This is a genomic window from Caproicibacterium lactatifermentans (genome assembly GCF_013315815.1).
GTDB lineage: Bacteria > Bacillota > Clostridia > Oscillospirales > Acutalibacteraceae > Caproicibacterium > Caproicibacterium lactatifermentans.
In genome coordinates this window covers 1747690-1773737 of sequence record NZ_CP046051.1, presented here as the reverse complement: position 1 = coordinate 1773737, position 26048 = coordinate 1747690, and the positions used below count along the sequence as shown (strand labels likewise).

General features: G+C 50.4%; 26 protein-coding genes. 19 read left to right on the top strand and 7 right to left on the bottom strand.

Going from position 1 to position 26048, the window contains the following annotated elements; genetic code table 11:
* Positions 1 to 182: 182 nt before the first annotated feature.
* Positions 183 to 1772 carry an L-lactate permease gene (locus tag GJQ69_RS08680; protein ID WP_236849684.1) on the bottom strand — a complete coding sequence of 530 codons (1590 nt, stop codon included), beginning with the start codon at positions 1770 to 1772 and terminating at the stop codon, positions 183 to 185.
* A gap of 569 nt (positions 1773 to 2341) precedes the next feature.
* Here GJQ69_RS08680 and larA point away from each other — a divergent pair.
* From larA to GJQ69_RS08655, 5 genes are all read left to right on the top strand, one after another.
* A complete protein-coding gene (larA, locus tag GJQ69_RS08675; protein WP_174193516.1) occupies positions 2342 to 3616 on the top strand; it encodes a nickel-dependent lactate racemase in 1275 nt (424 codons plus the stop codon).
* A 135-nt stretch (positions 3617 to 3751) separates the two neighbouring features.
* Complete coding sequence (locus GJQ69_RS08670; RefSeq protein ID WP_174193514.1) at positions 3752 to 5173, top strand: FAD-binding oxidoreductase; 1422 nt, start codon at positions 3752 to 3754, stop codon at positions 5171 to 5173.
* Positions 5174 to 5221: 48 nt separating this feature from the next.
* Complete coding sequence (locus GJQ69_RS08665) at positions 5222 to 6025, top strand: electron transfer flavoprotein subunit beta/FixA family protein (RefSeq protein ID WP_086035131.1); 804 nt, start codon at positions 5222 to 5224, stop codon at positions 6023 to 6025.
* A 12-nt stretch (positions 6026 to 6037) separates the two neighbouring features.
* Complete coding sequence (locus tag GJQ69_RS08660) at positions 6038 to 7042, top strand: electron transfer flavoprotein subunit alpha/FixB family protein (RefSeq protein WP_086035132.1); 1005 nt, start codon at positions 6038 to 6040, stop codon at positions 7040 to 7042.
* 27 nt (positions 7043 to 7069) lie between these two features.
* Entirely contained in the window at positions 7070 to 8212 is a 1143-nt protein-coding gene (locus tag GJQ69_RS08655; RefSeq protein ID WP_086035133.1) for an acyl-CoA dehydrogenase, read from the top strand.
* A 121-nt stretch (positions 8213 to 8333) separates the two neighbouring features.
* Here GJQ69_RS08655 and dcd read toward each other — a convergent pair whose 3' ends face one another.
* Together dcd and GJQ69_RS08645 are read right to left on the bottom strand one after the other, a co-directional pair.
* A complete protein-coding gene (gene dcd / locus GJQ69_RS08650; protein WP_086035134.1) occupies positions 8334 to 8876 on the bottom strand; it encodes a dCTP deaminase in 543 nt (180 codons plus the stop codon).
* 73 nt (positions 8877 to 8949) lie between these two features.
* A complete protein-coding gene (locus tag GJQ69_RS08645; RefSeq protein ID WP_174193512.1) occupies positions 8950 to 9363 on the bottom strand; it encodes a (deoxy)nucleoside triphosphate pyrophosphohydrolase in 414 nt (137 codons plus the stop codon).
* A gap of 300 nt (positions 9364 to 9663) precedes the next feature.
* Between GJQ69_RS08645 and GJQ69_RS08640 the strand changes: the two genes are divergently transcribed.
* From GJQ69_RS08640 to GJQ69_RS08595, 10 genes are all read left to right on the top strand, one after another.
* Positions 9664 to 9975 (top strand): hypothetical protein, encoded by a 312-nt coding sequence (locus tag GJQ69_RS08640; protein WP_086035136.1) that lies wholly within the window; start codon positions 9664 to 9666, stop codon positions 9973 to 9975.
* A gap of 34 nt (positions 9976 to 10009) precedes the next feature.
* Positions 10010 to 12031, top strand: coding sequence for a V-type ATP synthase subunit I (locus GJQ69_RS08635; RefSeq protein ID WP_086035137.1), 2022 nt, complete (start codon positions 10010 to 10012; stop codon positions 12029 to 12031).
* The gene (locus GJQ69_RS08630) at positions 12028 to 12510 is read left to right on the top strand and encodes a V-type ATP synthase subunit K (RefSeq protein WP_086035138.1); all 483 of its coding nucleotides are present in this window, start codon (positions 12028 to 12030) and stop codon (positions 12508 to 12510) included. Before GJQ69_RS08635 ends, GJQ69_RS08630 begins: the two co-directional genes overlap by 4 nt.
* Positions 12511 to 12580: 70 nt before the next feature.
* On the top strand, positions 12581 to 13171 hold the full coding sequence (locus tag GJQ69_RS08625) for a V-type ATP synthase subunit E (RefSeq protein ID WP_086035139.1): 591 nt from the start codon (positions 12581 to 12583) through the stop codon (positions 13169 to 13171).
* A gap of 36 nt (positions 13172 to 13207) precedes the next feature.
* A complete protein-coding gene (locus GJQ69_RS08620; protein ID WP_086035140.1) occupies positions 13208 to 14167 on the top strand; it encodes a V-type ATPase subunit in 960 nt (319 codons plus the stop codon).
* A complete protein-coding gene (locus GJQ69_RS08615) occupies positions 14160 to 14486 on the top strand; it encodes a V-type ATP synthase subunit F (protein WP_086035141.1) in 327 nt (108 codons plus the stop codon). The genes GJQ69_RS08620 and GJQ69_RS08615 overlap by 8 nt, the downstream gene beginning before the upstream one ends.
* Before the next feature lie 89 nt (positions 14487 to 14575).
* On the top strand, positions 14576 to 16351 hold the full coding sequence (locus GJQ69_RS08610) for a V-type ATP synthase subunit A (RefSeq protein ID WP_086035142.1): 1776 nt from the start codon (positions 14576 to 14578) through the stop codon (positions 16349 to 16351).
* Positions 16352 to 17755 (top strand): V-type ATP synthase subunit B, encoded by a 1404-nt coding sequence (locus GJQ69_RS08605; protein ID WP_174193510.1) that lies wholly within the window; start codon positions 16352 to 16354, stop codon positions 17753 to 17755.
* 55 nt (positions 17756 to 17810) lie between these two features.
* The gene (locus GJQ69_RS08600) at positions 17811 to 18479 is read left to right on the top strand and encodes a V-type ATP synthase subunit D (protein ID WP_086035144.1); all 669 of its coding nucleotides are present in this window, start codon (positions 17811 to 17813) and stop codon (positions 18477 to 18479) included.
* A 135-nt stretch (positions 18480 to 18614) separates the two neighbouring features.
* Positions 18615 to 19121: an O-acetyl-ADP-ribose deacetylase gene (locus tag GJQ69_RS08595; RefSeq protein ID WP_086035145.1), complete on the top strand. Its 507-nt coding sequence runs from the start codon at positions 18615 to 18617 to the stop codon at positions 19119 to 19121.
* Positions 19122 to 19153: 32 nt separating this feature from the next.
* On the opposite strand, the gene GJQ69_RS08590 is transcribed toward GJQ69_RS08595, so the two are convergent.
* Positions 19154 to 20068 carry a YdcF family protein gene (locus tag GJQ69_RS08590; RefSeq protein WP_157658888.1) on the bottom strand — a complete coding sequence of 305 codons (915 nt, stop codon included), beginning with the start codon at positions 20066 to 20068 and terminating at the stop codon, positions 19154 to 19156.
* A 616-nt stretch (positions 20069 to 20684) separates the two neighbouring features.
* On the opposite strand from GJQ69_RS08590, the gene GJQ69_RS08585 reads away from it, so the two are divergent.
* From GJQ69_RS08585 to panD, 4 genes are read left to right on the top strand one after another with little or no spacing between them, the layout of a single operon-like run.
* Positions 20685 to 21581: a Rossmann-like and DUF2520 domain-containing protein gene (locus GJQ69_RS08585; protein ID WP_174193508.1), complete on the top strand. Its 897-nt coding sequence runs from the start codon at positions 20685 to 20687 to the stop codon at positions 21579 to 21581.
* Complete coding sequence (gene panB, locus GJQ69_RS08580; protein ID WP_086035149.1) at positions 21574 to 22428, top strand: 3-methyl-2-oxobutanoate hydroxymethyltransferase; 855 nt, start codon at positions 21574 to 21576, stop codon at positions 22426 to 22428. The genes GJQ69_RS08585 and panB overlap by 8 nt, the downstream gene beginning before the upstream one ends.
* A gap of 5 nt (positions 22429 to 22433) precedes the next feature.
* Positions 22434 to 23309: a pantoate--beta-alanine ligase gene (gene panC / locus GJQ69_RS08575; protein ID WP_174193506.1), complete on the top strand. Its 876-nt coding sequence runs from the start codon at positions 22434 to 22436 to the stop codon at positions 23307 to 23309.
* Between the two features lies 1 nt (position 23310).
* Complete coding sequence (gene panD, locus GJQ69_RS08570; protein WP_086035151.1) at positions 23311 to 23676, top strand: aspartate 1-decarboxylase; 366 nt, start codon at positions 23311 to 23313, stop codon at positions 23674 to 23676.
* 105 nt (positions 23677 to 23781) lie between these two features.
* On the opposite strand, the gene hypE is transcribed toward panD, so the two are convergent.
* The 3 genes from hypE to GJQ69_RS08555 are packed head-to-tail and all read right to left on the bottom strand — an operon-like array spanning position 23782 to position 26040.
* Positions 23782 to 24786: a hydrogenase expression/formation protein HypE gene (gene hypE / locus GJQ69_RS08565; RefSeq protein ID WP_086035152.1), complete on the bottom strand. Its 1005-nt coding sequence runs from the start codon at positions 24784 to 24786 to the stop codon at positions 23782 to 23784.
* The gene (gene hypD, locus GJQ69_RS08560) at positions 24779 to 25834 is read right to left on the bottom strand and encodes a hydrogenase formation protein HypD (protein ID WP_086035153.1); all 1056 of its coding nucleotides are present in this window, start codon (positions 25832 to 25834) and stop codon (positions 24779 to 24781) included. Before hypD ends, hypE begins: the two co-directional genes overlap by 8 nt.
* Positions 25834 to 26040 (bottom strand): HypC/HybG/HupF family hydrogenase formation chaperone, encoded by a 207-nt coding sequence (locus GJQ69_RS08555; RefSeq protein ID WP_086035154.1) that lies wholly within the window; start codon positions 26038 to 26040, stop codon positions 25834 to 25836. The genes hypD and GJQ69_RS08555 overlap by 1 nt, the downstream gene beginning before the upstream one ends.
* Between the last annotated feature and the right edge of the window lie 8 nt (positions 26041 to 26048).

The following is a 26048-nucleotide window of genomic DNA, read 5'->3' as shown; positions in this document are numbered from 1 at the left end:
GAAAATGCCTTTTGTATACCCCCCATGTTGTTTTTATGGTGTGTACAATAATATGTATATTTGTTTGGCCGTAGGACAGCCACTACAGAAAAGCAGAAAAAAGGCCAGCGCCCACAAAGGACGCTGACCTTTTTCTGTACGATATACAACAGGTATCGAAAGTTTCGTTTTTGAAACCGGATTTACATGAGAGCCGGTGCAATGCCTTTGAAGAGGCCAACAAGCAGGCAGGCAAGAACCAGAAGCAGTATGCACCATTTGAAGATACCCTTGAGCAGCTTGCTGTCCTGACCAGCCAAACCAACAGCTGCAACTGCAGTTGCGATGCACTGTGGCGACATAATCTTGCCGATGCCAGCGCCCAGGGAGTTCGCAGCAGCCAGCCAATATGCAAGAGCTGTGGAGCCTGGAGCAAGTGTCTTTGCAGCCTGTACCTGCAGGGAACCAAGCAGAACCTCTGTGTTGGTGCCGCTGCCGGTAACGAACGCACCGATTGCTGCAATGATAGGAGCAACGAACGGATAGAACTGACCGGTCAATGTGACAAACAGGTTAGCCATATCTTTAATCATGCCAGAGTAGGTCATGATTTTTGCCATAGCCATAACGGACATGATAGTGATAATGGTCTTAACCATTTGTTTGCAGGTAGCGCCCAGTGTAGAAACCATGTCGTGACCGGAAACATGCTGTACAATACCACCGATGATAGCAGCGATGAAGATAAGCACACCAGGAGTGTTAATCCAGCTGAAGGATGTCGGTGTTTTTGCCATGGTGCTAATCATGACGGAAGTCTTGAACTGGCCGAGGAAATGGTTAATCGGCGGAACCAATTTGGATGTGAAGAGAAGAAATACGAAAATCAGGATGAAAGGAAGCCATGCGACAATCGGCTTCATAGTGGACACTTTTTCAGCCACTGCACCGCCTTTGCCTTTTTCGGCGTTCATATCATATTCGGCAGGAATAGGCTTGTCTTTACGGGCACGAGCCATCAGAATGGTGCAGGCCAGAGAAACGATGCAGCCAACGATAACAGTCAATTCCGGGCCAACGAATTTGGAAACAATCAGTTCCGGAATAACAAAGCTGATGCCGGAAACCAGCGTAATGCCGACCACGCCTTTCAGGGCTTTCGGTCCGCCGCCGCCGACAATGACCATCAGGAACGGAATCAAAATCATGAACGGAAGCATCTGAGCGATTGTTATGAAGGAAATGGTGGTCGGAATCATGCCGGCGCCGCCAAAAGCGGCTGCAGTAGAGCTGATCAGTGTTGTGGTTGGGATACCAACGGAACCAAAGGCTGTCGGGAATGCGTTTGCCAGCATACATACCAAACAAGCAATGACGGGGTTCATGCCCATGCCGGCCAACATGCTTGCTGGAATTGCAATAGCGGTGCCAAAACCAGCCATACCCTCGAGGAAGCCGCCGAAGCACCAGCCGATAAGCAGGATAATAATACGCCTATCTGCGGAGATGCCGGTCAGCATCTTCTTAATAACATCCATAGCCCCACTGCGCAGCGACAAATTATATGTAAAGATTGCTGCGATGATGACTAGGATGATAGGCCATAGCGCGGAAAGGAAACCTTCCAACGCGGAAGAAGCCATGCCGACAACGGGCATCTTCCACATGGCCAGCGAAAGCACTATGGCAATAAACATGGCGCTTACGCACGCCCAGTGACCGGGCATTTTCAGCGCGGTCAGAGCTACGATGATCCATATAATAGGAACTAGAGCTATGATGGATTGTAACATAGAAATCAGGACCTCCTTAAACTCCTCTGTGGCAGCATCATATGCTGCCAAAATTTATTTTCGCTAGTATCAAATACTACTAGCAATATACATAAAAAAGTTGTATAATGGGTTTGCAAAAGTTCACAATGAAGCGAATGGAATATATTCGACTTTTTTCTCGCCCCATACCATACTTGTCAGAATGGATAAAAATGAATGTTCGTAAAAGCTCGCTTTTGCTGTAACCGACAGTTTTTCAATAACGTTATTATATGCCCATGCTGTGAAAATGTCCATAATTTTCTGCAAGATATATATTTTTTTTACTATATACACAAACACGGGCCTTTAAAATTGTGAGAAAGTGAGAAATTCCAGTTTAGGGATTGCATTTGAGCGTATTTGTGATAAAGTTTTAGGGAAGCCAGCAAGTGGTTTGACCAATCCTTTGGAAGATTCACCGCTTGCTGAACGACTGGAACCATTGTTACATCATTAATTAACGCACCATTCAAAAAATCCGGAAGAATCCGGAACAAGCAGGAAGAAGCATGACGCTTCTTACCGAAATGGAGGGAAAAAAAGAGATGAATACAATTAAGATTCCCTTTGGAAAATCTGGCATGACGCTTCATACGGATCTGTCAAAGGCCGAAGTCCTTACTTCTCACATTGGTGAGATGAAGGCTACCGGTTCGGAGGACAACCTGGTACAGGAAGCAATGGCTCATCCGATTGGCTCCCCACGCCTGTGCGAACTGGCTAAGGGAAAAAAGACCTGCACAATCATTATCAGTGACCATACCCGTCCAGTGCCCAGCAAGCATATCATTCCCTTTATGCTGAAAGAACTGCGGGAGGGAAATCCGGATATTGACATCACTTTGTTGGTGGCAACCGGTTTCCACCGCCCTACAACAAAGGATGAAATGGTGGCAAAACTTGGCCAGGATATTGTGGACCATGAGAAGATTGTTATTCATGACAGCCGCAACCCCGATGCCAATATAAAGATTGGTGTGCTGCCGTCCGGAGCTCCCTGTGTGGTTGACAAAGTCGCTGCAAATGCGGACCTGCTGGTGTCCGAGGGCTTCATTGAAACGCATTTCTTCGCTGGCTTCTCCGGCGGCCGCAAGAGTGTGCTTCCCGGTGTCAGTGACCAGGTTACGGTTTTGGGCAACCACTGCTCCAAGTTCATCGCTTCTCCGTATGCTCGTACAGGTGTGCTGGAAGGCAATCCCCTACATGAGGATATGTTGGAAGCAGCAAGACTTGCCAACCTGAAGTATATCGTCAATGTTATCATTGATGAAGACAAAAAGGTCGTTGCAGCATTTGCCGGTGATTCCGTTCAGGCACATCAGGCTGGCTGCAACCTGCTCAGCAAGTACTGCAAAGTCAGCCCGAAGCAGAAAGGCGACATCGTCATTTCCAGCAACGGCGGCTATCCGCTGGACCAGAACATTTACCAGAGCGTTAAGGGACTGACTGCTGCTGAAGCAGCAGCCGCCGACAACGCGGTGCTGCTTATGGTTGCAAAGTGCAACGACGGTCACGGCGGTGAGGGCTTCTACAATGCGCTGAAGAATTGTTCTTCTCCTGAAGCACTGGCCAAAGAAATTCTTGCTACTCCACAGAACAAGACAAAACCGGATCAGTGGGAATATCAGATTCTCTGCCGCATCCTTTGCCATTATCATGTCATTTACATTACTGACCCGGCACAGCGTCAGGTCATTGAGGACATGAAGATGGAGTGGGCACCGGACATTGACACAGCACTGGCACGTGCCCGTGAGATTAAGGGCCAGGATGCGCATCTGGTAGTTATTCCGGATGGTATTTCTGTTATGGTTCTGTAACAGAAATAACGAATATTGACTTTTATTTTAGCAAATAAGACTTACTTTTATAAATTTTTTAAGAATTAACACGAAAGAGCAACAATTATACTTGATAATTATTGTTTTAAGAATTATCCTTAAGGAGGAGCTGTTATGGCTAACTACAATTCCGTCACACCCGAGATTATTGCTGAACTGGAAAAAGCTGCACATGGTCATGTTGTTACCGGTGCGGATGTCAACCCAGACTACGCAAAGGACGAGATGCCGATTTACGGCAGCCGTATGCCTGACGTATCTATTGATGCAACCAGCACAGAAGAAGTTTCGGCTATCATGAAGGTCTGCTATGAGAACAACATTCCGGTAACTACACGTGGTGCAGGTACTGGTCTGGCTGGCGCCTGCGTCCCGATTTGCGGCGGCGTTGTCATCTGCACGACCAAAATGAACAAGATCCTTTCCTATGACCTGGACAACTTTGCTGTTACCGTACAGCCTGGCGTTCTGCTGCAGACACTGGCTGATGATGCCCTAAAGCATGGCTGCATGTATCCGCCGGATCCGGGCGAGAAACTGGCTACTTTGGGTGGCAACGTTTCCACCAACGCTGGTGGTATGCGTGCTGTTAAGTATGGCGCTACCCGTGATTATGTCCGTGCTATGACTGTTGTTCTGCCGACTGGTGAAATTGTCCACTTCGGCGCAACTGTTTCCAAAACAAGCTCCGGTTACAGCATGACCAACCTGATGTGCGGTTCCGAAGGCACTCTGGGCATTATCACAGAAATGACACTGAAGCTGATTCCGGCTCCGCAGGCAACCATCAGCCTGATGGCTCCGTTTGAGGATCTGGCAGCCTGCATTTCTACTGTTCCGAAGTTCTTTAAGCGCCACTTCCATCCGCAGGCACTGGAATTCTTCGAGAAAGAAATCCTTGTTTCTTCTGAAGAGTATCTGGGCAAGCAGGTGTTCCCGCGTAAGATTGAGGGCACCGATGTAGGCGCTTATCTGCTGGTAACCTTCGATGGCGACACACAGGATGAGCTGGATCCAATCGTTGAGAAGGCTGCAGAAATGCTGCTGGAGGATGGCGCACTGGATGTTTTCGTTGCTGATACAGCACCGAAGCTGAAAGATATCTGGGCTGCTCGTTCTTCCTTCCTCGACGGCATTGAAGAGCAGACAAAGCTGCTGGACGAATGCGATGTGGTTGTGCCTGTCAATGCAATTGCTGAATATGTTGGCTTTGTTGCAGATGTTAAGAAGAAGTTCGACTTCTCCGTTAAGTACTTCGGCCATGCTGGCGACGGCAACCTGCACATCTATGCTTGCTCCAATGATATGGATCCTAAGGAATTCAACAAGCAGGTTGATGAGTTCATGAGCGCTATCTATAAGAAGGCTATGGAACTGGGTGGCCAGATTTCCGGCGAGCACGGCATTGGCCTTGGCAAGACAAAATACCTGGCAGAGGCACTTGGCCCGGTCAACATCCGTCTCCAGCAGGGTATTAAGAAAGTATTCGATCCTAAGCTGATTCTGAACCCGGGTAAGGTCTGCTACAGACTGTAATCCGCTTTTCACGTTGGCTTTTGTAAGCAAATAGTTAGGAGTGTTGTTATGAATATTTTGGTATGTGTTAAGCAGGTACCGGACACCACTGAAATCAAAATTGATCCTAAGACCAATACTTTGATTCGTGACGGCGTACCCAGCATCGTAAATCCATTCGACGGGTATGCACTGGAAGCTGCCGCCCGCATCAAAGACAAGAACCCCGACACTAAGATCGTGGTTATGTCTATGGGACCGAGTCAGGCAGAAGCTGCTCTGCGTGACTGTTTGGCTATTGCGGCCGATAAGGCTTATTTAGTAAGCGACCGCGCTTTTGGCGGTTCCGATACACTGGCCACCAGCTATATCCTCAGTTCTGCAGTTAAGAAGATTGAAGAACTGGAAGGCAAATTTGACGCTGTCTTCTGCGGCAAGCAGGCTATTGATGGCGATACTGCACAGGTTGGCCCGGAGCTGGCTGAACATCTGGGCTATCCGCAGGTTACCTATGGCCTGGAGGTTTCCCTGGAAGATGACAGCCTTCATGTACTGCGTGAAGCTGAGGACGGCACCGAAATTATCGGTGTTAAGTTGCCCTGCGTGGTAACATTTACCAAACCGAGCTTTGACCCTCGTTTCCCCACCATTAAGCGTAAAATGGCCGCTCGCAGAGCAAAAATTGAGCAGCTGTCTGCGGCAGATCTGACAACAATTGACCTTACCCGTGCTGGTTTGAAGGGCTCTCCGACTAAAGTTAAAAAGTCCTTTGTTCCGCCGCGCAAAGAGGCTGGTGTCGTCATCAAGGAGGCAACTCCTGAGGACTCCGCCCACAAACTGTTCCAGACGCTTAACGATGCACACGTCATTTAAGGAGGGCCATACATGGAAGCTAAGAGCAAAGACCTTTGGGTTTTTATTGAAACAAAGGAAGACGGTTCTGCCAAGAACGTTGGTATCGAGCTGTTAAATCCTGGCCGCGAACTGGCAAATAAACAGGGCGGCAAGCTGGTGGCAGTTGTCGTCGGCTATAATACAAAAGCAGCTGTTGAAGAAGCAGGCAAACATGGTGCAGACCAGATTATTGTGGTAGACGGCGAAGAGTACAAAGTTTTCTCCACCGATGCGTACAAGCTTGCTATGCTGCATGTCATTGAGAAGTATGCACCGACCACCATTTTGATTGGTGCTACACCGGAAGGCCGCGACTTTGCGCCGCGCCTGTCCTGCAACTTGAAGACTGGTCTGACTGCAGACTGCACCGGCCTCGACATTGATGACGAGACTGGCAACATGATCTGGACTCGTCCAACATTCGGCGGCAACCTGATGGCTTGCATCATGTGCCCGGACAACCGTCCTCAGATGGGCACGGTGCGTCCTGGCGTGTTCAAAAAGCCTGCTGAAACCGAAAACAAGGCAGAAGTTATCACAGAAGATTTCCATGTCACTCCTGACCAGATTCGTACAGAAGTCCTGAAAGTTATGAAGGAATCTGCAGCTGACTTTGTTGACCTCGAGGGTGCGGACATCATCGTATCCGGCGGCCGCGGTGTTGGCGGTGCAGATGGCTTTAAGATACTGAAGGATTTGGCAGATGCTCTGGGCGGCGTTGTTGGCGCTTCCCGTGCAGCTGTTGATGAGGGCTGGATCTCTCACTCCCATCAGGTTGGCCAGACTGGCAAAACAGTTGGCCCGAAGCTGTATATTGCCTGCGGTATTTCCGGTGCGATTCAGCATGCGGCTGGTATCACCGGTTCTGATGTGATTGTAGCAATCAACAAGGATGCAGACGCACCGATTTTTGATATAGCTGATTACGGTGTTGTTGGCAACCTGTTTGATATTGTCCCAGTCTTCACTGAAGAGGTTAAGAAGCTGAAAGGCTGATTCCATTTAGAAAAGGGGTACTGTATAATGAATTTTAAGTTCACCGATGAAGAAAAAGACATCTTACAGATGGTACACGATTTCTGCGTCAAGAAAGTTGGCCCTCGTGCCGGCGAAATTGATGAGCAGGAGAAGTTCCCGGAAGAAACCTGGCATGAACTGGCTGAGATGGGCATGACTGGCCTGCCTTATCCGGAAGAGTACGGCGGTGCAGGTATGAGTTATCTGTGCTACATCGCTGCAATTGAGGAAATCTCCAAGTTCTGCGCAACAACCGGTACTGTCCTTTCTGCACATACTTCTCTGTGCACATGGCCTATCTTCACCTATGGCACCGAAGAGCAGAAGAAGAAATATCTGTCTGATCTGTGCACCGGCAAAAAGCTGGGCGCATTTGCTCTAACTGAAGCGAATGCTGGTACAGATTCTGCTATGCAGAAGACCGTTGCAGAAGACAAAGGTGACTACTGGCTGCTGAACGGCAACAAGGTATTCATTACCAACTCTGGCTATGCAAATGTCTTTGTGGTATTTGCAATGACTGATAAGAGCAAAGGTACCCATGGCATTTCTGCCTTCATCGTCGACCGTGACACTCCTGGTTTCACCGTTGGCGCACATGAGAAGAAGATGGGCATCCGCGGTTCTTCTACCAGCGAGTTGATTTTCAACGACGCAAAGGTCCCGAAGGAGAACCTGCTGGGCGGAATCGGCAAGGGCTTCAAGGTCGCTATGACGACTCTGGACGGCGGCCGTGTAGGCATCGGCGCTCAGGCTGTTGGTATTGCACAGGGCGATATCGACCAGACAATTCCTTACATCAGCGCTCGTATGCAGTTTGGCAGACGTATCAGCCAGTTCCAGAACACACAGTTCCAGATGGCTGGTCTGCAGACTGCTACTGATGCAGCTCGCCTGCTGGTTTATCGTGCAGCACAGGCTAAGCAGGACGGCGAGCCTTACAGTGAGTTGGCTGCTATGGCGAAGCTGGCAGCTTCTAAGGTTGCGGGCGACGTTACTCGTGAATGCCTGCAGCTGGTCGGCGGCTATGGTTACACTCGTGACTATCCGTTCGAGCGTGCAATGCGTGATGCTAAGATTACTGAAATCTACGAGGGCACTTCTGAAGTGCAGCGTATGGTTATTGCAAAATGGATGGGTGTTAATTAAGATTCATTCCCTGAAAGTTGCATAAAGGAAGGCCGTCGGCAGCAGTGATGCCGTCGGCAGCCTTTTTGTATGTTCCTGTAAAATAAAAAGGGTAGGCCCTAAAAAATAGGACCTGCCTTTTTTATTTTGAGGGAACTTCATTATCCAGATAAATTTTGGAACCGGTTGCTCCGCGCTGTCCTTGATATTTTCCGTGATAAGGGTGCTCGGCCTCATTATCCAGTTGCTCCAGTACCAGCTGGCCGATGCGGCGGCCGCTTTGCAGCTCAATCGCGCATTTGTTGGCATTGAACAGCTCCAGCGTGATTTCTCCTTTAAATCCGGGGTCTACCCAACCGGCATTCTGAATGAAAAGTCCCAGTCGCCCAATAGAACTGCGCCCTTCTACAAAAGCGGTCAAATTATTTGGCAGGCAAATGTATTCTAATGTGGTAGCCAGCACAAACTGACCAGGGAGAAGAATATATCGGTCCGCTTGGATTGTTTTGTACGAAACGGCTTTGGTCATCTGCACGATTGGCTCACTTACGTCTTCTACAACCGTAAAAGTATTGCCAAGCCGAATATCCACACTCGCGGGCTGCACCTGTTCCTTTTCCAGCGGTGATATCTTTAAGGCGTTGTCCTTCAACAGCCGCCGTATGCTTCTGTCAGAAAGTATCATTATACCCCTCTTTTTCACTTTTCTCAGTTCTTATTATACAGGATTTTAAACCTATTTGTAAATGTGTAATCAATCAGTCACCAAAAATTTTCTCGAATATGTCCAATGATGTGTGGGACAACTTGTAAATCAGTTCATGATTTGCAGGACAAAACGAATATTGCTTCAGCTTATCCGGCGGTACCCACAGCAACTTATTATGGACATACGTCTGTTCCTTGCCGCATACCTTTTTTACAAAGAAGAAAATAAGGCGAACGGTGCGGTCAGGATATGCGTAAACAGTCCGGTAGCAGACAGAGAGAGGCTTGACAACAATGCCGAGTTCTTCGCGGCATTCCCGAACTACGCACCTTTCAGCCGTTTCGTTTGATTCCTGCTTTCCACCGGGAAATTCCCAGAGCAGTGGGCAGGAGTCGCCGGCCTTTCGCTGGCTGATTAGAAGCTTTTGGTGTTGATAAAGAATTGCTGCGGAAACACTGCACATAAGAGCCTTCCTTTCAAGGTGGTTCGTTGATTGCTGATAAGTTTTAGAATTTTTAACTTTCTTCTTAATGATAGTACAGAATTAACAAAATGGAAAGAACCGTTTTGGAACAATATACGAAAAATGGGAATCGCTTTTCATTTTACGACAATAGTTCTGATAAACAACTAAAGTCCGTCGTTTTCTTTAAAACCGGCGCTTTAAATATTAAAATATTGTGCTATAATTATAAATGGTCTGATATGAAGAACTTACCAACATTTTTCATAAAAGTTTTACAGGGATGGGGCGTGATTATTTTTGGCGAAAGAAACAATCGATGCCATACGAAACGTTGAGATGCAGGCGGAGCAGGCGGAAAAGGATGCAAAAACAAAGGCAGAACAGATTGTCCTGCAGGCAAAGAAAAATGCGGCAGACCTGCTGAAAAGCACAGAGCAGTCGGAAAAAGCCAAGGAGGCACAGACACTGCAAATCCTGAAGACGCAGGAGGCAGGCATGCTGCAGGAACAGATGAAGGAAACAGAAAAACAAACCGCCGCTCTGCGGCTGGCAGCAAAGGATAAAGAGAAGCAGGCGGTTCAGACGGTCCTAAGTATGCTGGCCGACTGAGAGAAACTGCCCCAAGAAGAGGAGTGATGCACTTATGGCTGTGCTGCCGATGAAGCGGGTGCTCATCTGCGCACTGAATCAGGACCGAAAGCCAATTTTGGAACAGCTGCAGCGGCAGGGCGTTGTACAAATCGAGGACAGCGCGCTGGAAGATGACATCTTTACAAAACAGGACCGGTCAGAAGCGCAGACAGCTTTCCGAAAGAACGCAGATATGGCCGCAAGGGCGCTGGCAGTGCTTGACAAATACGCGCCGCAGAAAAAAGACCTGAAAACATTGATGAACGGCAGACGAAAAATGCCTGTAAAGGTGTACGAAGAACATGTACAGAAGCGGGACCAGACCATGCAGGTATGCCGAAAGATTTTATCACTGGAAAAGGAGCGTGCAGAAAATGCGGCGGCGCTGCCAAAACTGAAGACACAGATGGTGGCGCTGGAATCGTGGCTTTCCTATGACCTGCCGCTGGATTACGATGGGACAAAAGCAACAACTGTTTTTGCAGGCACGCTTCCCAGTGCAGTGACATTAGAAAATATTTATCGCCAGCTGGCGGAAGATGCGCCGCAGGCCGAAAAGGTGGATGTGCAAATTATCAGCACCAGTCAAGTGCAGACCTGTATTTTTGTTGTCTGCTCAAACAGCGATGCCGCGGCAGTGCAGGACGCACTGCGCAGAAGGAATTTCTCCAAGCCTCCGGCTACTTCTGTCAATCCAGCAGAGGCAATGAAAGAACTGCAGCAGAAAAGCCAGCAGCTGCAAAGCACTTCTGTGGAACTGGAAAAGCAGCTGAAAGAAAATGCGGTAAACCGCAAAGAAATTGAGTTTGCTGTGGATTATTACCATATGCGTGCGGATAAATACGAAGTGATTGGCAGGCTGTCACAGTCTAAACGGACCTTTGTCCTGCAGGGATATATCCCGGCGAAGAATGCACAGAGACTGGAGAACTGGCTGGAGTCACAGTTCGATGTCATTGTGGAATACACCGAACCCGGTGAGAAAGATGATATCCCTATTTTACTGCAGAATAACGGTTTTGCCGAAGCAGTGGAACCGGTTGTGGAAAGCTATTCGCTGCCGGGAAAAGGCGAGATGGACCCCTCCATGCTGGTGGCATGTTCCTATTATATTCTGTTTGGTATGATGCTTTCCGACGCAGCGTATGGACTGATTATGTTGATTGGCAGCGGGATTGCTTTAAAAAAGCTGAAGGATATGTCAGAGGGACTGCGCAAAACGTTGAAGATGTTCTTTTTCTGTGGCATTTCCACCACCGTCTTTGGATTTTTATTCGGTTCTTTTTTCGGGGATGCAGTCAATGTGATTGCCACTACGTTCTTCAACCGGCCGGATATTCGTTTGCCGGCTTTGTGGTTCGAGCCACTGAACCGACCGATGAAAATGCTGGTATTCTGTTTTGCGGTCGGCATTCTGCATTTGTTTGTCGGTTTGGGTGCCAAATTTTATATGTATGTTAAAAACGGGGAAATCTGGGACGGCATTTGCGATGTCATCTTCTGGTATATGATGGTTGGAGGTGCGATTGCATTTCTGTTGTCCCTGCCGCAGTTCACTTCCATGATGGGCCTGACCTTTACGCTTTCGGCGCAGGCAGGAAAAATCGTTGGAATGATTGCACTGGCAGGTATGTTCGGTATTATCCTGACCGGTGGCAGAGAGTCACGCAACTGGGGCAAGCGGATACTCAAAGGTCTGTACGGCGTGTATGGCATTACTGGATACCTGAGTGATATTCTTTCCTATTCCCGTTTGCTGGCTCTAGGCCTTGCCACCAGCGTGATTGCGACCGTCTTTAATAAGATGGGCAGCATGCTCGGAAACAGCGTGGGCGGCGTCATTGTTTTTATTGTCGTCTTTATTATTGGCCATACGATGAATCTGGCAATCAATGCACTGGGTGCGTATGTACACACCAACCGCTTGGAATTTGTGGAGTTCTTCGGTAAATTTTATGATGGCGGCGGCCGTCCCTTTGAGCCGTTTGCCGTTCATACGAAATATTACAAAATTGAGGAGGACGATTCAGAATGAATAACATGGGAGTTTTCTTTGCACTGCTGGGTGCGGTTTTGGCTGCACTGCTGTCCGGCATTGGCAGTGCGAAAGGTGTAGGAATGGCTGGCCAAGCGGCCGCAGGAGTCTGCACAGAGGACCCGTCCAAATTCAGTAAAGTTTTGATTTTGCAGCTGCTGCCGGGCACACAGGGCATCTACGGCCTGCTGATTGCGTTCCTGACCATGACACAGATTGGCATTATGGGCGGCAGTGCCAATATTTCTCTGGTGAAAGGTCTGCTGTACTTTGCAGCCTGCCTGCCGATGATTATTGTCGGGCCGATTTCAGCAATTCATCAGGCAAGGACAGCCGTTGCATCGATTGAAATGGTGGCAAAGAAACCAGACCAGTTTGGCAAGGCCATGATTTTCCCGGCAATGGTCGAAACATACGCAATTCTGGCACTGTTGATTTCCATTCTTGCTATTTTCGGAATTTCTGGTCTGAAAATGTAAAAACACAGCAGAATATCATCCCGTACACCTTATAAAACGCAATATAACTTTTGCAGAATGGGTATGAGTCATGACTGGTTTAGAGAAAATTTTAGAAGATATTCAACAGCAGTCCAGCAGGGGAATTTCCAAAATGCTGGACGAAGCGCAGAAACAGGCGGACGCGATTATGAGGGAAGCCGATGCCAAGGCAGAACAGATTCGGCGGAAATACTGGAGGGAAACCGAAGAGAAAACGGTGGACAGCCGGGCTAGGTCAAAATCCGCCGCACAGCTGCGGCGGCGGCAGGCTTTACTTGCCTGTAAACAGCAGCTGATTTCTGCAGTGTTGGAAAAAGCACTGCAAACCGCCGATACACTGCCATCAGAACAGTATTTTACTGTCATTGTAAAAATGGCTGCCAAAGCTGCACACACGGGCAAGGGCGAGATTTGCTTCAGCCAGAAAGATTTGGACCGCCTGCCGGAAAAATTTGAAGAAACACTGAATGCAGCACTGCCGCAGGGCGCTAGTCTGACGGTTTCACAGCAGCCAGTCAAAATGAAAAACGGGTTCCTGCTTTCTTACAATGGAATTGAAGAGAATGGCTCCTTTGAGGCAGTCCTTGCAGCAAGGCACGAGGAACTGCAGGATAAAGTACGGAGCGTTCTGTTTTCATGACAGCGGAGAACACTAGAAGAAAAGGAGGAACCGGCGATGTCTGAAAACAGCTATATCTATGCAGTTGCGCGCATTCGCACCAAAGAGATGCAGCTGCTGAATGCCTCCTTTCTGGAACAGCTGCTGGCCGCGCCGGACGAGGCACAGTGTCTGCGCCTGCTGCAGGAGCGCGGCTGGGGCAGCGGCAGCGCGGAAGAAGTGCTGACACAGGAGCACCAGAAAACGTGGGACCTGATTGCTGAGCTGGTGGGGGATATGTCCGTATTTGATGTATTCCTGTACCAAAATGATTATCATAATTTGAAGGCAGCCGTTAAAGAGGCCTGTACAGCGGGAAAGCATCCGGGCATTTATATGCAGCAGGGAACCGTCCCGTATACGCGGATACAAAAAGCGGTGGAGGGACGGAACTTTTCCCTGCTGCCGGAGAGGATGCGCGTTGTGGCGGAAAAAGCAATGAACACATTGCTTCATACACGTGACGGCCAGCTGTGTGACTGCATCATTGATAAAGCTGCCTTGGAGGCAATCGAGCAGGCAGGCAAAGATTCCAAAGAGGAGCTGCTGGCTCTGTATGGAGAACTGGTAGTGGTTACGGCGGATATAAAGACCGCTGTCCGTGCACAGAAAACCGGAAAAGACCGCGCCTTTTTGGAACGGTCGCTGGCATCCTGTGACACGTTGGATATCGTTGCTTTGACGGATGCTGCCCTAACAGGGTTCAGTGCCATCTGCAGCTATCTGGAAAAGACGCCCTACGCGGAAGCGGTCCCGGAGCTGAAAGTTTCCGCGGCGGCTTTTGAGCGCTGGTGTGACAACCTGCTGATTCACCGCATTCATCCGCAGCTGCACAATCCCTTTGGCATAGGTCCGCTGGCAGCCTATATTCTTGCGCGGGAAAGCGAGATTAAGACGGTGCGCATCATCCTTTCCGGAAAGCGCAACGACCTTTCGGAAGCATCTATTCGGGAAAGGGTGAGAGAAACGTATGTATAAAGTGGCGGTCATGGGTGACTGGGACAGCATTTACGGATTTGGCGCGTTGGGGCTGGACACTTTTCGCTTTACCGTGCAGGAAAGTGAGCAGGCGGCAAAAACGCTGCGGAAGCTGGCCGGTGAGAACTATGCGGTTATTTATGTGACAGAAGCACTGGCAGCGCAGATGACACGCGAGATTGCGTACTATAAAAGCATGCCGAAACCAGCCATTATTCTGATTCCCGGAATTTTCGGCAATACAGGCGAGGGCCTTGCCGCCGTGAAAAAATCGGTGGAACAGGCAGTCGGTTCGGATATCCTGTTTCAGGAGAAGTAGCACACAGAACATACAAAAGCCAACAATCCGCGGTGTTCTTTTCAGAAGGCGAAAGACTGCATCCTGCGGAAAGAAAGGACAGCTGTTCAATGAGTGAAGGTACGATTAAAAAAGTTGCCGGGCCTTTGGTCGTCGCTAGGGGTATGCGCGACGCAAACATGTTTGATGTGGTGCATGTCAGTGACCAAAAGCTAATCGGCGAAATTATAGAGATTCGCGGGGACGAAGCGTCCATTCAGGTATATGAGGAAACTTCCGGTCTGGCACCGGGGACACCGGTTGTATCGACAGGTGCACCGATGAGCGTGGAACTTGGTCCCGGGCTGATTGGCAGCATTTATGACGGCATTCAGCGCCCGCTGGATGATATTATGAAGGTAACGGGCAGCAACCTTCTGCACAGAGGGGTAGATGTGCCCTCCTTAAAGCGTGACCATGTGTGGCACTTTGTCCCGGACAAAAAGGCGGGGGACCGGGTGTCTTCCGGCGATATCATTGGCCATGTACAGGAAACGCGTATTGTCATGCAGAAAATCATGCTTCCGCCGGGTGTTTCCGGTACACTAAAGGAGATAACAGAGGGCGACTACCGTGTGACGGATACCGTGGCCGTACTGACACAGGCGGATGGCAGTGATAAACCAATTACACTGATGCAGAAATGGCCGGTCCGCCGCGGCCGTCCTTATCAGAAAAAGCTGTCGCCGAACCGCCCGTTGGTGACCGGACAGCGCATTATTGACACGCTATTCCCCATTGCAAAGGGCGGTGTGGCGGCAGTTCCGGGACCTTTTGGTTCCGGTAAAACAGTGGTGCAGCATCAGCTGGCCAAGTGGGCAGATGCCGACATCGTTGTCTATATCGGCTGCGGAGAACGCGGCAACGAAATGACAGATGTTCTGAACGAGTTTCCGGAACTAAAGGACCCAAAGACCGGATATTCCCTGATGGAACGCACAGTATTGATTGCGAATACCTCTGATATGCCGGTTGCCGCACGTGAGGCTTCCATTTATACCGGTATTACCATAGCGGAATATTTTCGGGATATGGGTTATTCTGTTGCACTGATGGCAGATTCCACCTCCCGCTGGGCAGAGGCACTGCGTGAGATGAGCGGACGTTTGGAAGAGATGCCGGGCGAAGAAGGATACCCGGCGTATCTGTCCTCCCGTCTGGCACAGTTTTACGAACGTGCAGGCCGTGTGATTACACTGGGCAGCGGCGACCGTGAGGGCACGCTGTCCGTTATCGGCGCTGTGTCGCCGGCTGGCGGCGATATTTCCGAACCGGTTACACAGGCTACCCTGCGTATCGTCAAAGTTTTCTGGAGCTTGGACGCAAACCTTGCCTATAAGCGGCATTTTCCGGCTATCAACTGGCTGACTAGCTACTCGCTGTATCTTGATTCTTTGGGGGACTGGTTTAATCAGAACGCCGGAGAGGACTGGATGCAGATGCGCGGGGACATCATGCGCCTGCTGCACGATGAATCGGAACTGAATGAAATGGTGCAGCTGGTTGGCATGGATGCCCTTTCCGCGCCTGACCGCCTGAAAATGGAGGCCGCCCGCTCGATTCGTGAAGATTATCTGCAGCAGAATGCTTTCCACGAAGTGGATACGTATGCTTCCCTGCACAAACAATATTTGATGATGCAGATGGTTCTGTCCTACTATAAGCTTTCTAAGCAGGCATTGGAGCAGGGCGCTTCCGTCGATAAGCTGGTCAGCATGCCGGTTCGTGAAAAAATCGGCCGCTTTAAGTATACACCGGAGGACGGGGCAGACGCGTCCAGCCGGCAGGTCATGCGGGAACTGCATATAGAAATTGGGGATATCACGGCGGCAAAGGAGGACTTTTAAATGCCCAAAGAATACAGAACGATTCAAGAAGTTGCCGGTCCTCTGATGCTGGTCCGCGGCGTGGAAGGTGTTTCGTACAATGAGCTTGGCGAAATCGAGCTGGCGGACGGTGAAAAACGCCGCTGCAAGGTGCTGGAAATCGATGACGGCAACGCTTTGGTGCAGCTGTTTGAAGCTTCCACCGGCATTAACCTGGAAAGCAGCAAGGTGCGCTTTTTGGGCCGCAGCATGGAGCTGGGTGTGTCGGAAGACATCCTTTCCCGTGTGTTTGACGGATTGGGGCGCCCCATAGACGACGGTCCAGAAATTCTTCCGGAAGAACGCCGTGACATCAACGGTTTGCCGATGAACCCCGCAGCCCGCAGCTATCCGCAGGAATTTATTCAAACCGGTGTTTCCGCGATTGATGGCCTGAACACACTGGTCCGTGGCCAGAAACTGCCGATTTTTTCCGCTTCTGGTCTGCCGCACGCCCAGCTTGCCGCGCAGATTGCACGTCAGGCAAAGGTCGTTGGCACCAGCGAACCGTTTGCCGTTGTCTTCGCTGCTATGGGCATTACGTTTGAGGAAGCAAATTTCTTTATTCAAAGTTTTCAGGAAACCGGCGCTATTGACCGTACAGTCCTGTTCATCAATCTGGCAAACGACCCCGCAGTCGAACGAATCGCCACACCGCGGATGGCACTGACCGCCGCGGAATATCTGGCATTCCAAAAAGATATGCACGTGCTGGTCATTATGACGGACATCACCAACTACGCGGATGCCCTGCGTGAGATTTCCGCGGCACGAAAAGAAGTTCCCGGCCGCCGTGGCTATCCGGGTTATATGTATACGGACCTGGCTTCTTTGTATGAACGTGCCGGCCGCCAAAAAGGCAAGAAAGGCTCCATTACGCTGATACCGATTTTGACCATGCCGGAAGATGATAAAACACACCCGATTCCTGACCTGACCGGATACATTACAGAGGGCCAGATTATTTTAAGCCGTGACCTGTACCGCAAGGGGGTTCAGCCGCCGATTGATGTGCTGCCGTCTTTGTCCCGCCTGAAGGATAAGGGTATTGGCAAAGGGAAAACGCGGGAAGACCACGCGGACCTGATGAACCAGCTGTTTGCGGCATATGCCCGCGGCAAAGACGCTAAAGAGCTGATGACCATTCTGGGTGAAGCGGCCCTGACCGATGTGGATAAGCTGTATGCCAAATTCGCGGACGAATTTGAAGAAGAGTACATTTCGCAGGGATACCGCACCAACCGCAGTATTGAAGAAACGCTGAACCTCGGCTGGAAGCTGTTGCGGATTCTGCCGCGTTCCGAACTGAAACGGATTAAGGACAAATATCTGGACGAATATTATGAAGAAAAACCTGCCGATAACAAGCTGCAGGAAAAAGCATAAGCTGTATCTTTTATAAAAACAACTGGTACAGCCGCTGTAAAAAGGGGGTACCGCTTTGCCGGCAACCAATGTTAACCCTACACGAATGGAATTGACGCGCCTGAAAAAGAAGCTTGTCACCGCGCTGCGCGGCCATAAGCTCCTGAAAGATAAACGGGATGAACTGATGCGGCAGTTCCTGGATTTGGTGCGTGAAAATATGGCACTGCGGAAAACAGTGGAACAGGGGATACGGGAGGCAAACCGGAACCTTGTGCTGGCGCGCTCCTCTATGTCCGATGAAGCGGTGCGTGTTGCTTTTATGGCACCAAAACAGGAAGTTTCCCTGTCCATTGCAACCAGGAACGTGATGAGTGTTGAAATTCCGGTTTACACGGCACATACCCGCACCTCAGACAGCAATGACATTTATTCCTACGGCTACGCCTTTACTTCCAGTGACCTGGATGATGCCGTTAAGAAGCTGGCGGATTTGCTGCCGGATATGCTGAAACTGGCCCAGAGTGAAAAATCCTGTCAGCTGCTGGCTTCAGAAATTGAGAAAACACGCCGGCGCGTAAATGCACTGGAGCACGTGCTGATTCCACGGATGGAAACAGACATCAAATATATTACGATGAAACTGGACGAAAACGAGCGCAGTTCACAGGTCCGCCTGATGAAAGTGAAAGATATGATGCTGGAAGAAACACATCATTACAAAGAACGTCAGGCATCCCTTTAATAGGACAACACTCCATTTTTAAGACCGTCTGCACTATTTGGTGCAGGCGGTCTTTTTCACTGCCTTGTATTTTATTCGGTAAAGCGGTAGGATGATTTTATTCACATACTATAAAAATAAACGGGAGGAATTTTTATGAACCTGCAGATTGAACAGGGCGATATTACTACTTATGCAGTGGATGCGATTGTTAACGCGGCGAATACCACACTGCTGGGCGGCGGCGGTGTGGACGGTGCCATTCATCGGGCTGCCGGGCCGCAGCTGCTGACGGAATGCCGGGCACTGCACGGCTGCCGGACCGGACAGGCAAAGCTGACAAAGGGTTACCGCCTGCCCGCAAAGTATGTGATTCACACACCCGGTCCCATTTGGCAGGGCGGCACAGCGGAGGAAGAGGAGCTGCTGGCCTCCTGCTACCGCTGCTGTCTGCAGCTTGCGGAAGAAAAGAAATGCCGCACGGTGGCGTTTCCGTCCATCAGCACCGGTGTTTACCACTTTCCGCTGGAATGTGCCGCAAAAATCGCGGTGCGGGAAATCGCCGCTTTTTTGCAGACAGCCGCCTGTGTACAAAAGGTAACCATGGTCTGCTTTGACGGCCGCACCAAGGCAGCCTACGATAACGCGCTGGCAGAGCAGTAGAAGGCCGATACACCGTCGGCTGGACAATAATATTAGTGTACAACAGAAAGAATAATTAAAAGGGCCTGCAGTGCAGCTGAGAAAATAAGAATGGCAATGTTAAATCGGCGGTTGATGACCATGACCGCCAGATATTCACGCAGAACCGCATTTGGGAAATAGTACGGTGCAGTCTTGCAGCCAAGGCCGCGTGCTTTTTTCAGACCGGCTTTTTTGGCATAATAGACCGCCCGATAAATGTGATAATTGTTGCTGATAACCAGACAGGGCAGCTTGGAGGCACTGGTGCCTGTACGTTGTTCCAGTACTTCCCGGGAAAACCGCAGGTTTTCCTCCGTATTTTTGGACTGCGTTTCTTTCAGCAGACGGTCCTCCGGAATGCCGTGTGCCTGTGCATAGCGGTACATGGCTTCGCCCTCCGGCAATGCTTCATCGGCTCCCTGTCCGCCGGAAAGCAGCACGAATGGTTGGCATCCCTTTCTTTCTGCCCGCCGATAATAGCGGATGGCCCGGTCAATTCTGCCAGCAAGCATAGGGGAAACATCGCTGCCATGCAGAAGACCACACCCCAAAACAATTAAACAGCGCACTTTTCTGTATCGGGGTGCGTGGGCGTGCAGCAGGACCAATACGGTCAGAAAGCTAATCATGGTAAGCAGTAAGTAAAATTCACCGATAAAGACAAACGAAAACAAAATAGAAGGGATCGTCTGCTGATAGATTTTCCACCCGAATAGACCACCGGCGATAATCTGCGCAAAAATACCGATTATCAAAAGCAGGGAAAGCATATTGGGCAGGGTGTGCCGTTCTTTGCGCAGCATTTGAATGGCACTGGTAAATAGATAAATACATACAATGGAAATGCCAAACAGAAGCAATAGAGCCAGACCGAGAGCAAGCACAATGCCAACGGCGGCCACCGCTTTTTGCGGGGAGGTCTGCATCCAAAGTAACAGCCCAACCACTGTGCTGTCTAAGAAAAGGTCGAATAAGAAACCGTTTCTCAGCCTGGCTGCTGGTGATAACAGACAAGAAAAAAGGTTAGCAAGACGGCGGCAACTCCGCCGAAGCATGCGGCCAGCATAATCATTTTTAGTTCCTCCTGTTTTTCGGAAACGGTCCCTATAAAGGATCTGCCTCCTCTTTCCTTTTAGTGTACCATATTCTGCCGAAACACGAAACCTTTTTGCAGCTAGTATTCTTTTTCAAGACCATATGTAAAAATGACTAAAAAGTGATTGCTATTTTTACAAATGTGTACTATACTGTTCCATGGCTCTTGGCTTTCTTTTCTTTTTTCTGGCGGTATCCTTTGGAGCTGTACAGAATGCAGGCGGTATCTTTTATAAAAGAACTGCACGAAAAGAAATGTTTTCTCTGCAAAACGGTGGAAAGTCCGGAAACCTTTTTATAATCTGCTTTGATCCTCTGTGACAAAGACTGCATGAATTTGAATGAATGTCTTTTTCATCTGTAACAGGATGTCTGCGCCTTTTTGTGCGCAGACGGCAGGTGGAGAAGACTTTTTTGCGTCTTTGGGGAATAAACGGCGAATGGGAGATGAGAAAACTGAAAATCGGATTTATCGGTGCGGGAAAAGTTGGACAGGCACTGGGCCTATACTTTGTTCATCATGGGCTGACACTGTCCGGGTACAGCAGTCGGACAGCGGCATCCGCACAGGAGGCAGCTGCCTTAACCGGCGGTAAATGGTTCTACCGCATGGAGGATGTCGCCAAAGAAAGCAGCGTCTTATTTTTGACGACACCGGACCATGCACTGCCGGCGGTGGACGAAGAGGCGGCGGCACTGCTGTCCACACATTCGGACTGGCAGGACAAAGTTTGGCTGCACGTCAGCGGTGCGCACGCTTCCACCTGCCTTGCATGCCTTTCCGCCGCAGGCTGTCCTGTCGGCAGCCTGCACCCGCTGCAGAGCTTTGGAAATCCGGAAATCAGTGCGGAAATGCTGGAGAAAACGCATTTCAGCGCAGAGGGCACGCCAAAGGCACTGCAGGCGGTCCGGCAGATTTTAGGGCAGACGGGCGGAAGCTGCAGCAAAATCTCAACGCGTGACAAACCCCTTTACCACACGGGTGCCTGTGTGATTTCCAACTATCTGGTTACTTTGCTGAACAGTGGAATGCGCTTTATGCAGGCGGCCGGCATGGACCAGGATACCCTTTTTGAGGCGGTGCTGCCGCTGATTGACGGTACCCTGAAAAACATTCGTGAAAAAGGGACCCTGCAGGCGCTGACCGGTCCTATTGTACGCGCAGATTATGACACAGTCGCGGCACACTGCCGCGCGATACAGCACGCCATGCCGCAGGACGCGGCATGGTACCGGGCGCTGGCGGAGAAAACGGTTGCATTTGCGGAAGAAGGAGAAAGACTGAGCCACGAACAGGCGGAAACTTTTCGCCGAATTTTAAAAGGAGGTGGCAGCAATGAATAGTAGATTCACCGTAAAATCATTTCAGAAAGCGAAAGAGAACAAGGAAAGAATCAGTATGCTGACCGCGTACGACTATTCCATGGCAAAAATCGTGGATGCCGGCGGTGTGGATGCAATTCTCGTAGGGGACTCACTTGGCATGGTCATGCAGGGCAACGACTCCACACTTCCGGTTACAGTGGACCAGATGGTCTACCACTGCCGGTGCGTGTCCCGCGGGGTAAAGCGGGCAATGGTGGTAGGCGATATGCCGTTCCTTTCGTATCAAATCAGTACAGAAGAGGCTGTACGCAATGCGGGACGGCTGGTGCAGGAGGGCGGTGCCGACGTGGTAAAGCTGGAAGGCGGCCGCGACATGGTGCCGGTCGTCCGTGCAATTATTCACGCACAAATCCCGGTGATGGGCCATATCGGTCTAACGCCGCAGTCTGTCAACCTTTTCGGCGGCTTTAAAGTACAGGGCAAAGAGGAAGCCGCGGCAAGGAATATGATTGCCGATGCACAAGCACTGGAAGAGGCCGGCGTTTTTGCCATTGTACTGGAGTCCGTGCCGGAGGGGCTGGCAAAGCTGATTACAGAAAAAGTCCATGTGCCGACGATTGGCATCGGTGCGGGCCGCTGCTGTGACGGACAGATTTTGGTTGTCAATGATATGCTGGGCATGTTTGACGATTTTGTACCGAAATTTGTGAAGCAGTATGCCCACATGAAAGAGAGTATGTCTGGCGCGATTGCCCAGTATGTCAGTGATGTACAGGAGCAGCGTTTTCCGGAAAGGAAGAATACCTTTACCATGGACGATGCCGTTTTGGAAAAGCTGCAGAATGCGGTGGGAAACAGGGAGTGAGAAAAATGAAACTGGTAACAACGATTGCACAGCTGCGGCAGGAACTGAAAGCACTCGGCCGAAAAGACAAGACACTCGGTCTTGTCCCAACCATGGGATATCTGCATGAGGGACATCAGTCTCTTATCCGTAAAGCAAAAGAACAGAATGACTTGGTCGTCGTCAGTGACTTTGTCAATCCAACACAGTTTGGCTCCAATGAAGATTATGACAAATATCCGCGGGACATTGACCGTGACTGCAAAGCTGCCGAAGAGGCGGGTGCCGATATTGTCTTTCACCCGGATGCGAGTGAAATTTATGTGCCGGGTGCTTCTACGGAGGTGGAAGTCAAGGGAGAAACCACCCATAAACTCTGCGGTGCTTCCCGCCCAATTCACTTTAAGGGAGTTACCACCATTGTCTGCACACTGTTCCATATCGTACAGCCGGACCGCGCCTATTTCGGACAGAAGGACGCACAGCAGGTTGTTGTTGTTAAAAAAATGGTGCGTGATTTACACATCCCGGTCAAAATTGTTCCCTGCCCCATTGTTCGGGAAGCGGATGGCTTGGCAAAAAGCTCGCGTAACATTTACTTGACACCAGAGCAGCACCAGCAGGCGCTTTCTTTAAGCCGCGGCCTGCAGAAAGCACGTGACTTTTTCGCCGGCAGTACGGCGGACCACACTTCGGCAGAAAAGCTGAAGAAAGTTATTCGGCAGGAGATTTCCGCGCAGCCACTGTCTGACATTGAGTATGTGGAAGTGGTGGACACCGACACATTGGATAAAATAGAAAAAATAGAGCCGGGGAAACGGGCACTGGCAGCGGTCGCTGTCCGTTTTGGAAGCACACGGCTGATTGATAATACCATTTTGGGTGGAAAGGAGAACGTATAACATGGAGCTGCATATGCTGAAAGCAAAAATTCACCGCGCGACCGTCACGCAGGCGGATATCAACTATGTCGGCAGTATTACCATTGACAAAAGCCTGATGGACGCTGCCGGTATCCGAGAATATGAGCAGGTACAGATTGCCGATATCGACAACGGAAACCGGCTGGTGACTTATGTCATTGCCGGAAAGCAAGGAAGCGGCATCATCTGCATTAACGGTGCGGGCGCTAAACTAATGAACCGCGGTGACAAGGTCATTATTATGTGCTACTGCCAGATGAGTGAGCAGGAAGCGGAGAACTTTACACCAAAGGTTGTTTTTGTCAACAGCAGCAATGCTGTCTGCAGCCGTGAAAACTGCGACTGACTGACCTTTTTATAAAAAGCATTTCACGAAAAACAGCACCCGATTTTTCGGCGGAAGGTTCGCCGGAATATGTCGAGTGCTGTTCTTTATGTAAGGATGTTCTGTTCAGCAGATGCGGGGCAGCAGCTCGCCGCCTGGCTGAGGCAGCAGTGTCTGCAAACCAATTTCTGTTTTCATTACCACTTTGCCGGGCATATCGGCGGTTACTTCGCCGATAACAGCAGCATTTTTGGAATACGGGCACTGATGCAGGGTATCCACCACCGCCTGTGCCTGCTCTTTCGGCACAAAGACCACTAAGCGGCCCTCACAGGCAAGGTAGAGCGGCTCCAGCCCCAACATACCGCATACACCGGAAACCTCCCCGGCGACCGGAATCTTTTGGGCATCCAGCTGAATGCCAACATGGCTTTGGTCGGCAATTTCATACAGCACGGTGCCTACGCCGCCGCGGGTTGCGTCGCGGACAACATGGATTTGGTCGGTGGTGTCGAACATCTTTTTTACGGTGCCCCACAGCGGTGCGCAGTCGCTGGTGACGTCCGCATCAATGCCAAACTCGTTGCGTGCCAGCAGAATGGCACAGCCATGGCGGCCAATGTCACCAGTGACAATAACAGCATCGCCAGGCTTTGCATATTTTCCGGAAGTATGCGCGCAGTCCATCAGGCGACCAATGCCTGTGGTGGTGATAAAGATATGATCCACCTGTCCTTTTCCGGCAACTTTTGTGTCACCAGCTACAATGCGGACGCCCGCTTCCTTTGCGGTCTTTTCCATAGCGGCGGCGATTTCCTCCAGCTTATCCAGTGGGAATCCCTCCTCAATCACAAAGGAGCAGGCAAGATACAGCGGCTTTGCGCCCATGCAGGACAAGTCGTTAACTGTGCCGCAGATGCTCAGCTTGCCAATGTTTCCACCCGGAAATTCGTAGGGGGAAACAATAAAGCCATCGGTTGTAAAGGCGAGGCGGCCGCTGTCCACCTGCAGAACAGCGGCGTCATCTGCGGTAAAGTCCGGATTTGCAAAATGTGCTTTGAAAACGCTGTCTATCAGCTGAGAAGTCTGCTTTCCGCCGGCACCGTGTGCCAGTGTAACTGTATTATCCATTTTCTGTTCCTCCGTATTGATAGTATGCCGAGCAGGCGCCTTCATTGGAAACCATGCAAGCGCCAATGGGGTGCTGCGGTGTGCAGCCCGTGCCGAACACTTTGCAGTCATTGGGGCGACACTTTCCCTGTAACACTTCGCCGCAGCGGCACAGCAGGCTGCTGTGTCCCGTAATTTTCGGCAGTGCATAGCGCAGCCGTGCGTCAAAGCTGTGGTAGGGTTCCCGCAGCCGCAGGCCGGAACCCCTGATAATGCCCAGCCCACGCCATTCCGTGTCGCATGGTTCCATTACTTCCCGCATAACGGCCTGTGCAGCGGGGTTTCCATCTGGCCGAACAACACGCGGGTAGCAGTTACGGAAAAACGGCTTTCCAGCGGCGGAAAGCTTTAAGATTACGGCCAGAGCTGTCAGCAGTTCCCCAGCTGTAAAGCCCGTGACAACGCCGGAAATGCCCTCCTTTACCAGTTCTTCACACACAGCGGTTCCCGCAATGGCATTGACATGGCCGGGGTACAGGAAAGCGTCAGCGCTGTCCTTTAGGGCCAGGTAGGCGTTTGGCATGGTTTTGTTTGCTACCAGCAGGGAATAATTTTGAAGGCCATCTTTCCGGGCCTTTTTCACGGCTAGACACGCCGCCGGTGTAGTGGTTTCAAAACCGACCGCAAGGAAAACCACGTTCTTTTCCGGGTGTTCCTTGGAATATTCTTCCGAGTCGAGCGGGGAATAGACCATTTTAATTTCCGCGCCCTGCTGCCGGGCACCAGCAAGGCTCATCTCACTGCCTGGCACGCGGATAAGGTCGCCGAATGTGCAAATGACGGCGTGATGCTTGAGCGCTAGCAGAATTGCTTCATCAATATAGCCGACCGGTGTAACGCATACCGGACAGCCCGGGCCGGAAATCAGACGAATGCTTTCCGGCAGCAGCTTGCGGATACCCAGCCGAAAAATTTCATGGGTATGGGTGCCGCACACCTCCATAATGCGCAGATTCGGTCCATGGTAGGAGGTGATGATGTCCTTTGCTTCTGAAACAGAGTTTTCCATTACAGCTTCTCCATGATTTTGTTTGTTTCGTCCTGGTCGCTGTCTGTGATTTTTGCAATGGCAATGCCGGCATGCACCATGACATAGTCACCCGGCTCCAGGTCATCAATCAGTTCCGCGGAGATTCTGCGTTTGGCGCCGGAAGCGTCAATCAGTGCAGTTCCGTCATTTACGTCTATGACTCTTGCAGATAAACCAACACACATAGAAAATA

Bases quoted from the DNA above. Each gene is read 5' to 3' on its own strand.
- GJQ69_RS08660 (WP_086035132.1), top strand. From the start codon at position 6,038: ATGGAAGCTAAGAGCAAAGACCTTTGGGTTTTTATTGAAACAAAGGAA.
- GJQ69_RS08625 (WP_086035139.1), top strand. From the start codon at position 12,581: ATGACTGGTTTAGAGAAAATTTTAGAAGATATTCAACAGCAGTCCAGC.
- GJQ69_RS08680 (WP_236849684.1), bottom strand. From the start codon at position 1,772: ATGTTACAATCCATCATAGCTCTAGTTCCTATTATATGGATCATCGTA.
- GJQ69_RS08610 (WP_086035142.1), top strand. From the start codon at position 14,576: ATGAGTGAAGGTACGATTAAAAAAGTTGCCGGGCCTTTGGTCGTCGCT.
- hypD (WP_086035153.1), bottom strand. From the start codon at position 25,834: ATGGAAAACTCTGTTTCAGAAGCAAAGGACATCATCACCTCCTACCAT.
- GJQ69_RS08605 (WP_174193510.1), top strand. From the start codon at position 16,352: ATGCCCAAAGAATACAGAACGATTCAAGAAGTTGCCGGTCCTCTGATG.
- panB (WP_086035149.1), top strand. From the start codon at position 21,574: ATGAATAGTAGATTCACCGTAAAATCATTTCAGAAAGCGAAAGAGAAC.
- GJQ69_RS08590 (WP_157658888.1), bottom strand. From the start codon at position 20,068: ATGCAGACCTCCCCGCAAAAAGCGGTGGCCGCCGTTGGCATTGTGCTT.
- GJQ69_RS08555 (WP_086035154.1), bottom strand. From the start codon at position 26,040: ATGTGTGTTGGTTTATCTGCAAGAGTCATAGACGTAAATGACGGAACT.
- GJQ69_RS08585 (WP_174193508.1), top strand. From the start codon at position 20,685: ATGAGAAAACTGAAAATCGGATTTATCGGTGCGGGAAAAGTTGGACAG.
- GJQ69_RS08595 (WP_086035145.1), top strand. From the start codon at position 18,615: ATGAACCTGCAGATTGAACAGGGCGATATTACTACTTATGCAGTGGAT.
- GJQ69_RS08670 (WP_174193514.1), top strand. From the start codon at position 3,752: ATGGCTAACTACAATTCCGTCACACCCGAGATTATTGCTGAACTGGAA.
- GJQ69_RS08620 (WP_086035140.1), top strand. From the start codon at position 13,208: ATGTCTGAAAACAGCTATATCTATGCAGTTGCGCGCATTCGCACCAAA.
- GJQ69_RS08630 (WP_086035138.1), top strand. From the start codon at position 12,028: ATGAATAACATGGGAGTTTTCTTTGCACTGCTGGGTGCGGTTTTGGCT.
- dcd (WP_086035134.1), bottom strand. From the start codon at position 8,876: ATGATACTTTCTGACAGAAGCATACGGCGGCTGTTGAAGGACAACGCC.
- GJQ69_RS08645 (WP_174193512.1), bottom strand. From the start codon at position 9,363: ATGTGCAGTGTTTCCGCAGCAATTCTTTATCAACACCAAAAGCTTCTA.
- hypE (WP_086035152.1), bottom strand. From the start codon at position 24,786: ATGGATAATACAGTTACACTGGCACACGGTGCCGGCGGAAAGCAGACT.
- panD (WP_086035151.1), top strand. From the start codon at position 23,311: ATGGAGCTGCATATGCTGAAAGCAAAAATTCACCGCGCGACCGTCACG.
- panC (WP_174193506.1), top strand. From the start codon at position 22,434: ATGAAACTGGTAACAACGATTGCACAGCTGCGGCAGGAACTGAAAGCA.
- GJQ69_RS08615 (WP_086035141.1), top strand. From the start codon at position 14,160: ATGTATAAAGTGGCGGTCATGGGTGACTGGGACAGCATTTACGGATTT.
- GJQ69_RS08665 (WP_086035131.1), top strand. From the start codon at position 5,222: ATGAATATTTTGGTATGTGTTAAGCAGGTACCGGACACCACTGAAATC.
- GJQ69_RS08655 (WP_086035133.1), top strand. From the start codon at position 7,070: ATGAATTTTAAGTTCACCGATGAAGAAAAAGACATCTTACAGATGGTA.
- GJQ69_RS08635 (WP_086035137.1), top strand. From the start codon at position 10,010: ATGGCTGTGCTGCCGATGAAGCGGGTGCTCATCTGCGCACTGAATCAG.
- larA (WP_174193516.1), top strand. From the start codon at position 2,342: ATGAATACAATTAAGATTCCCTTTGGAAAATCTGGCATGACGCTTCAT.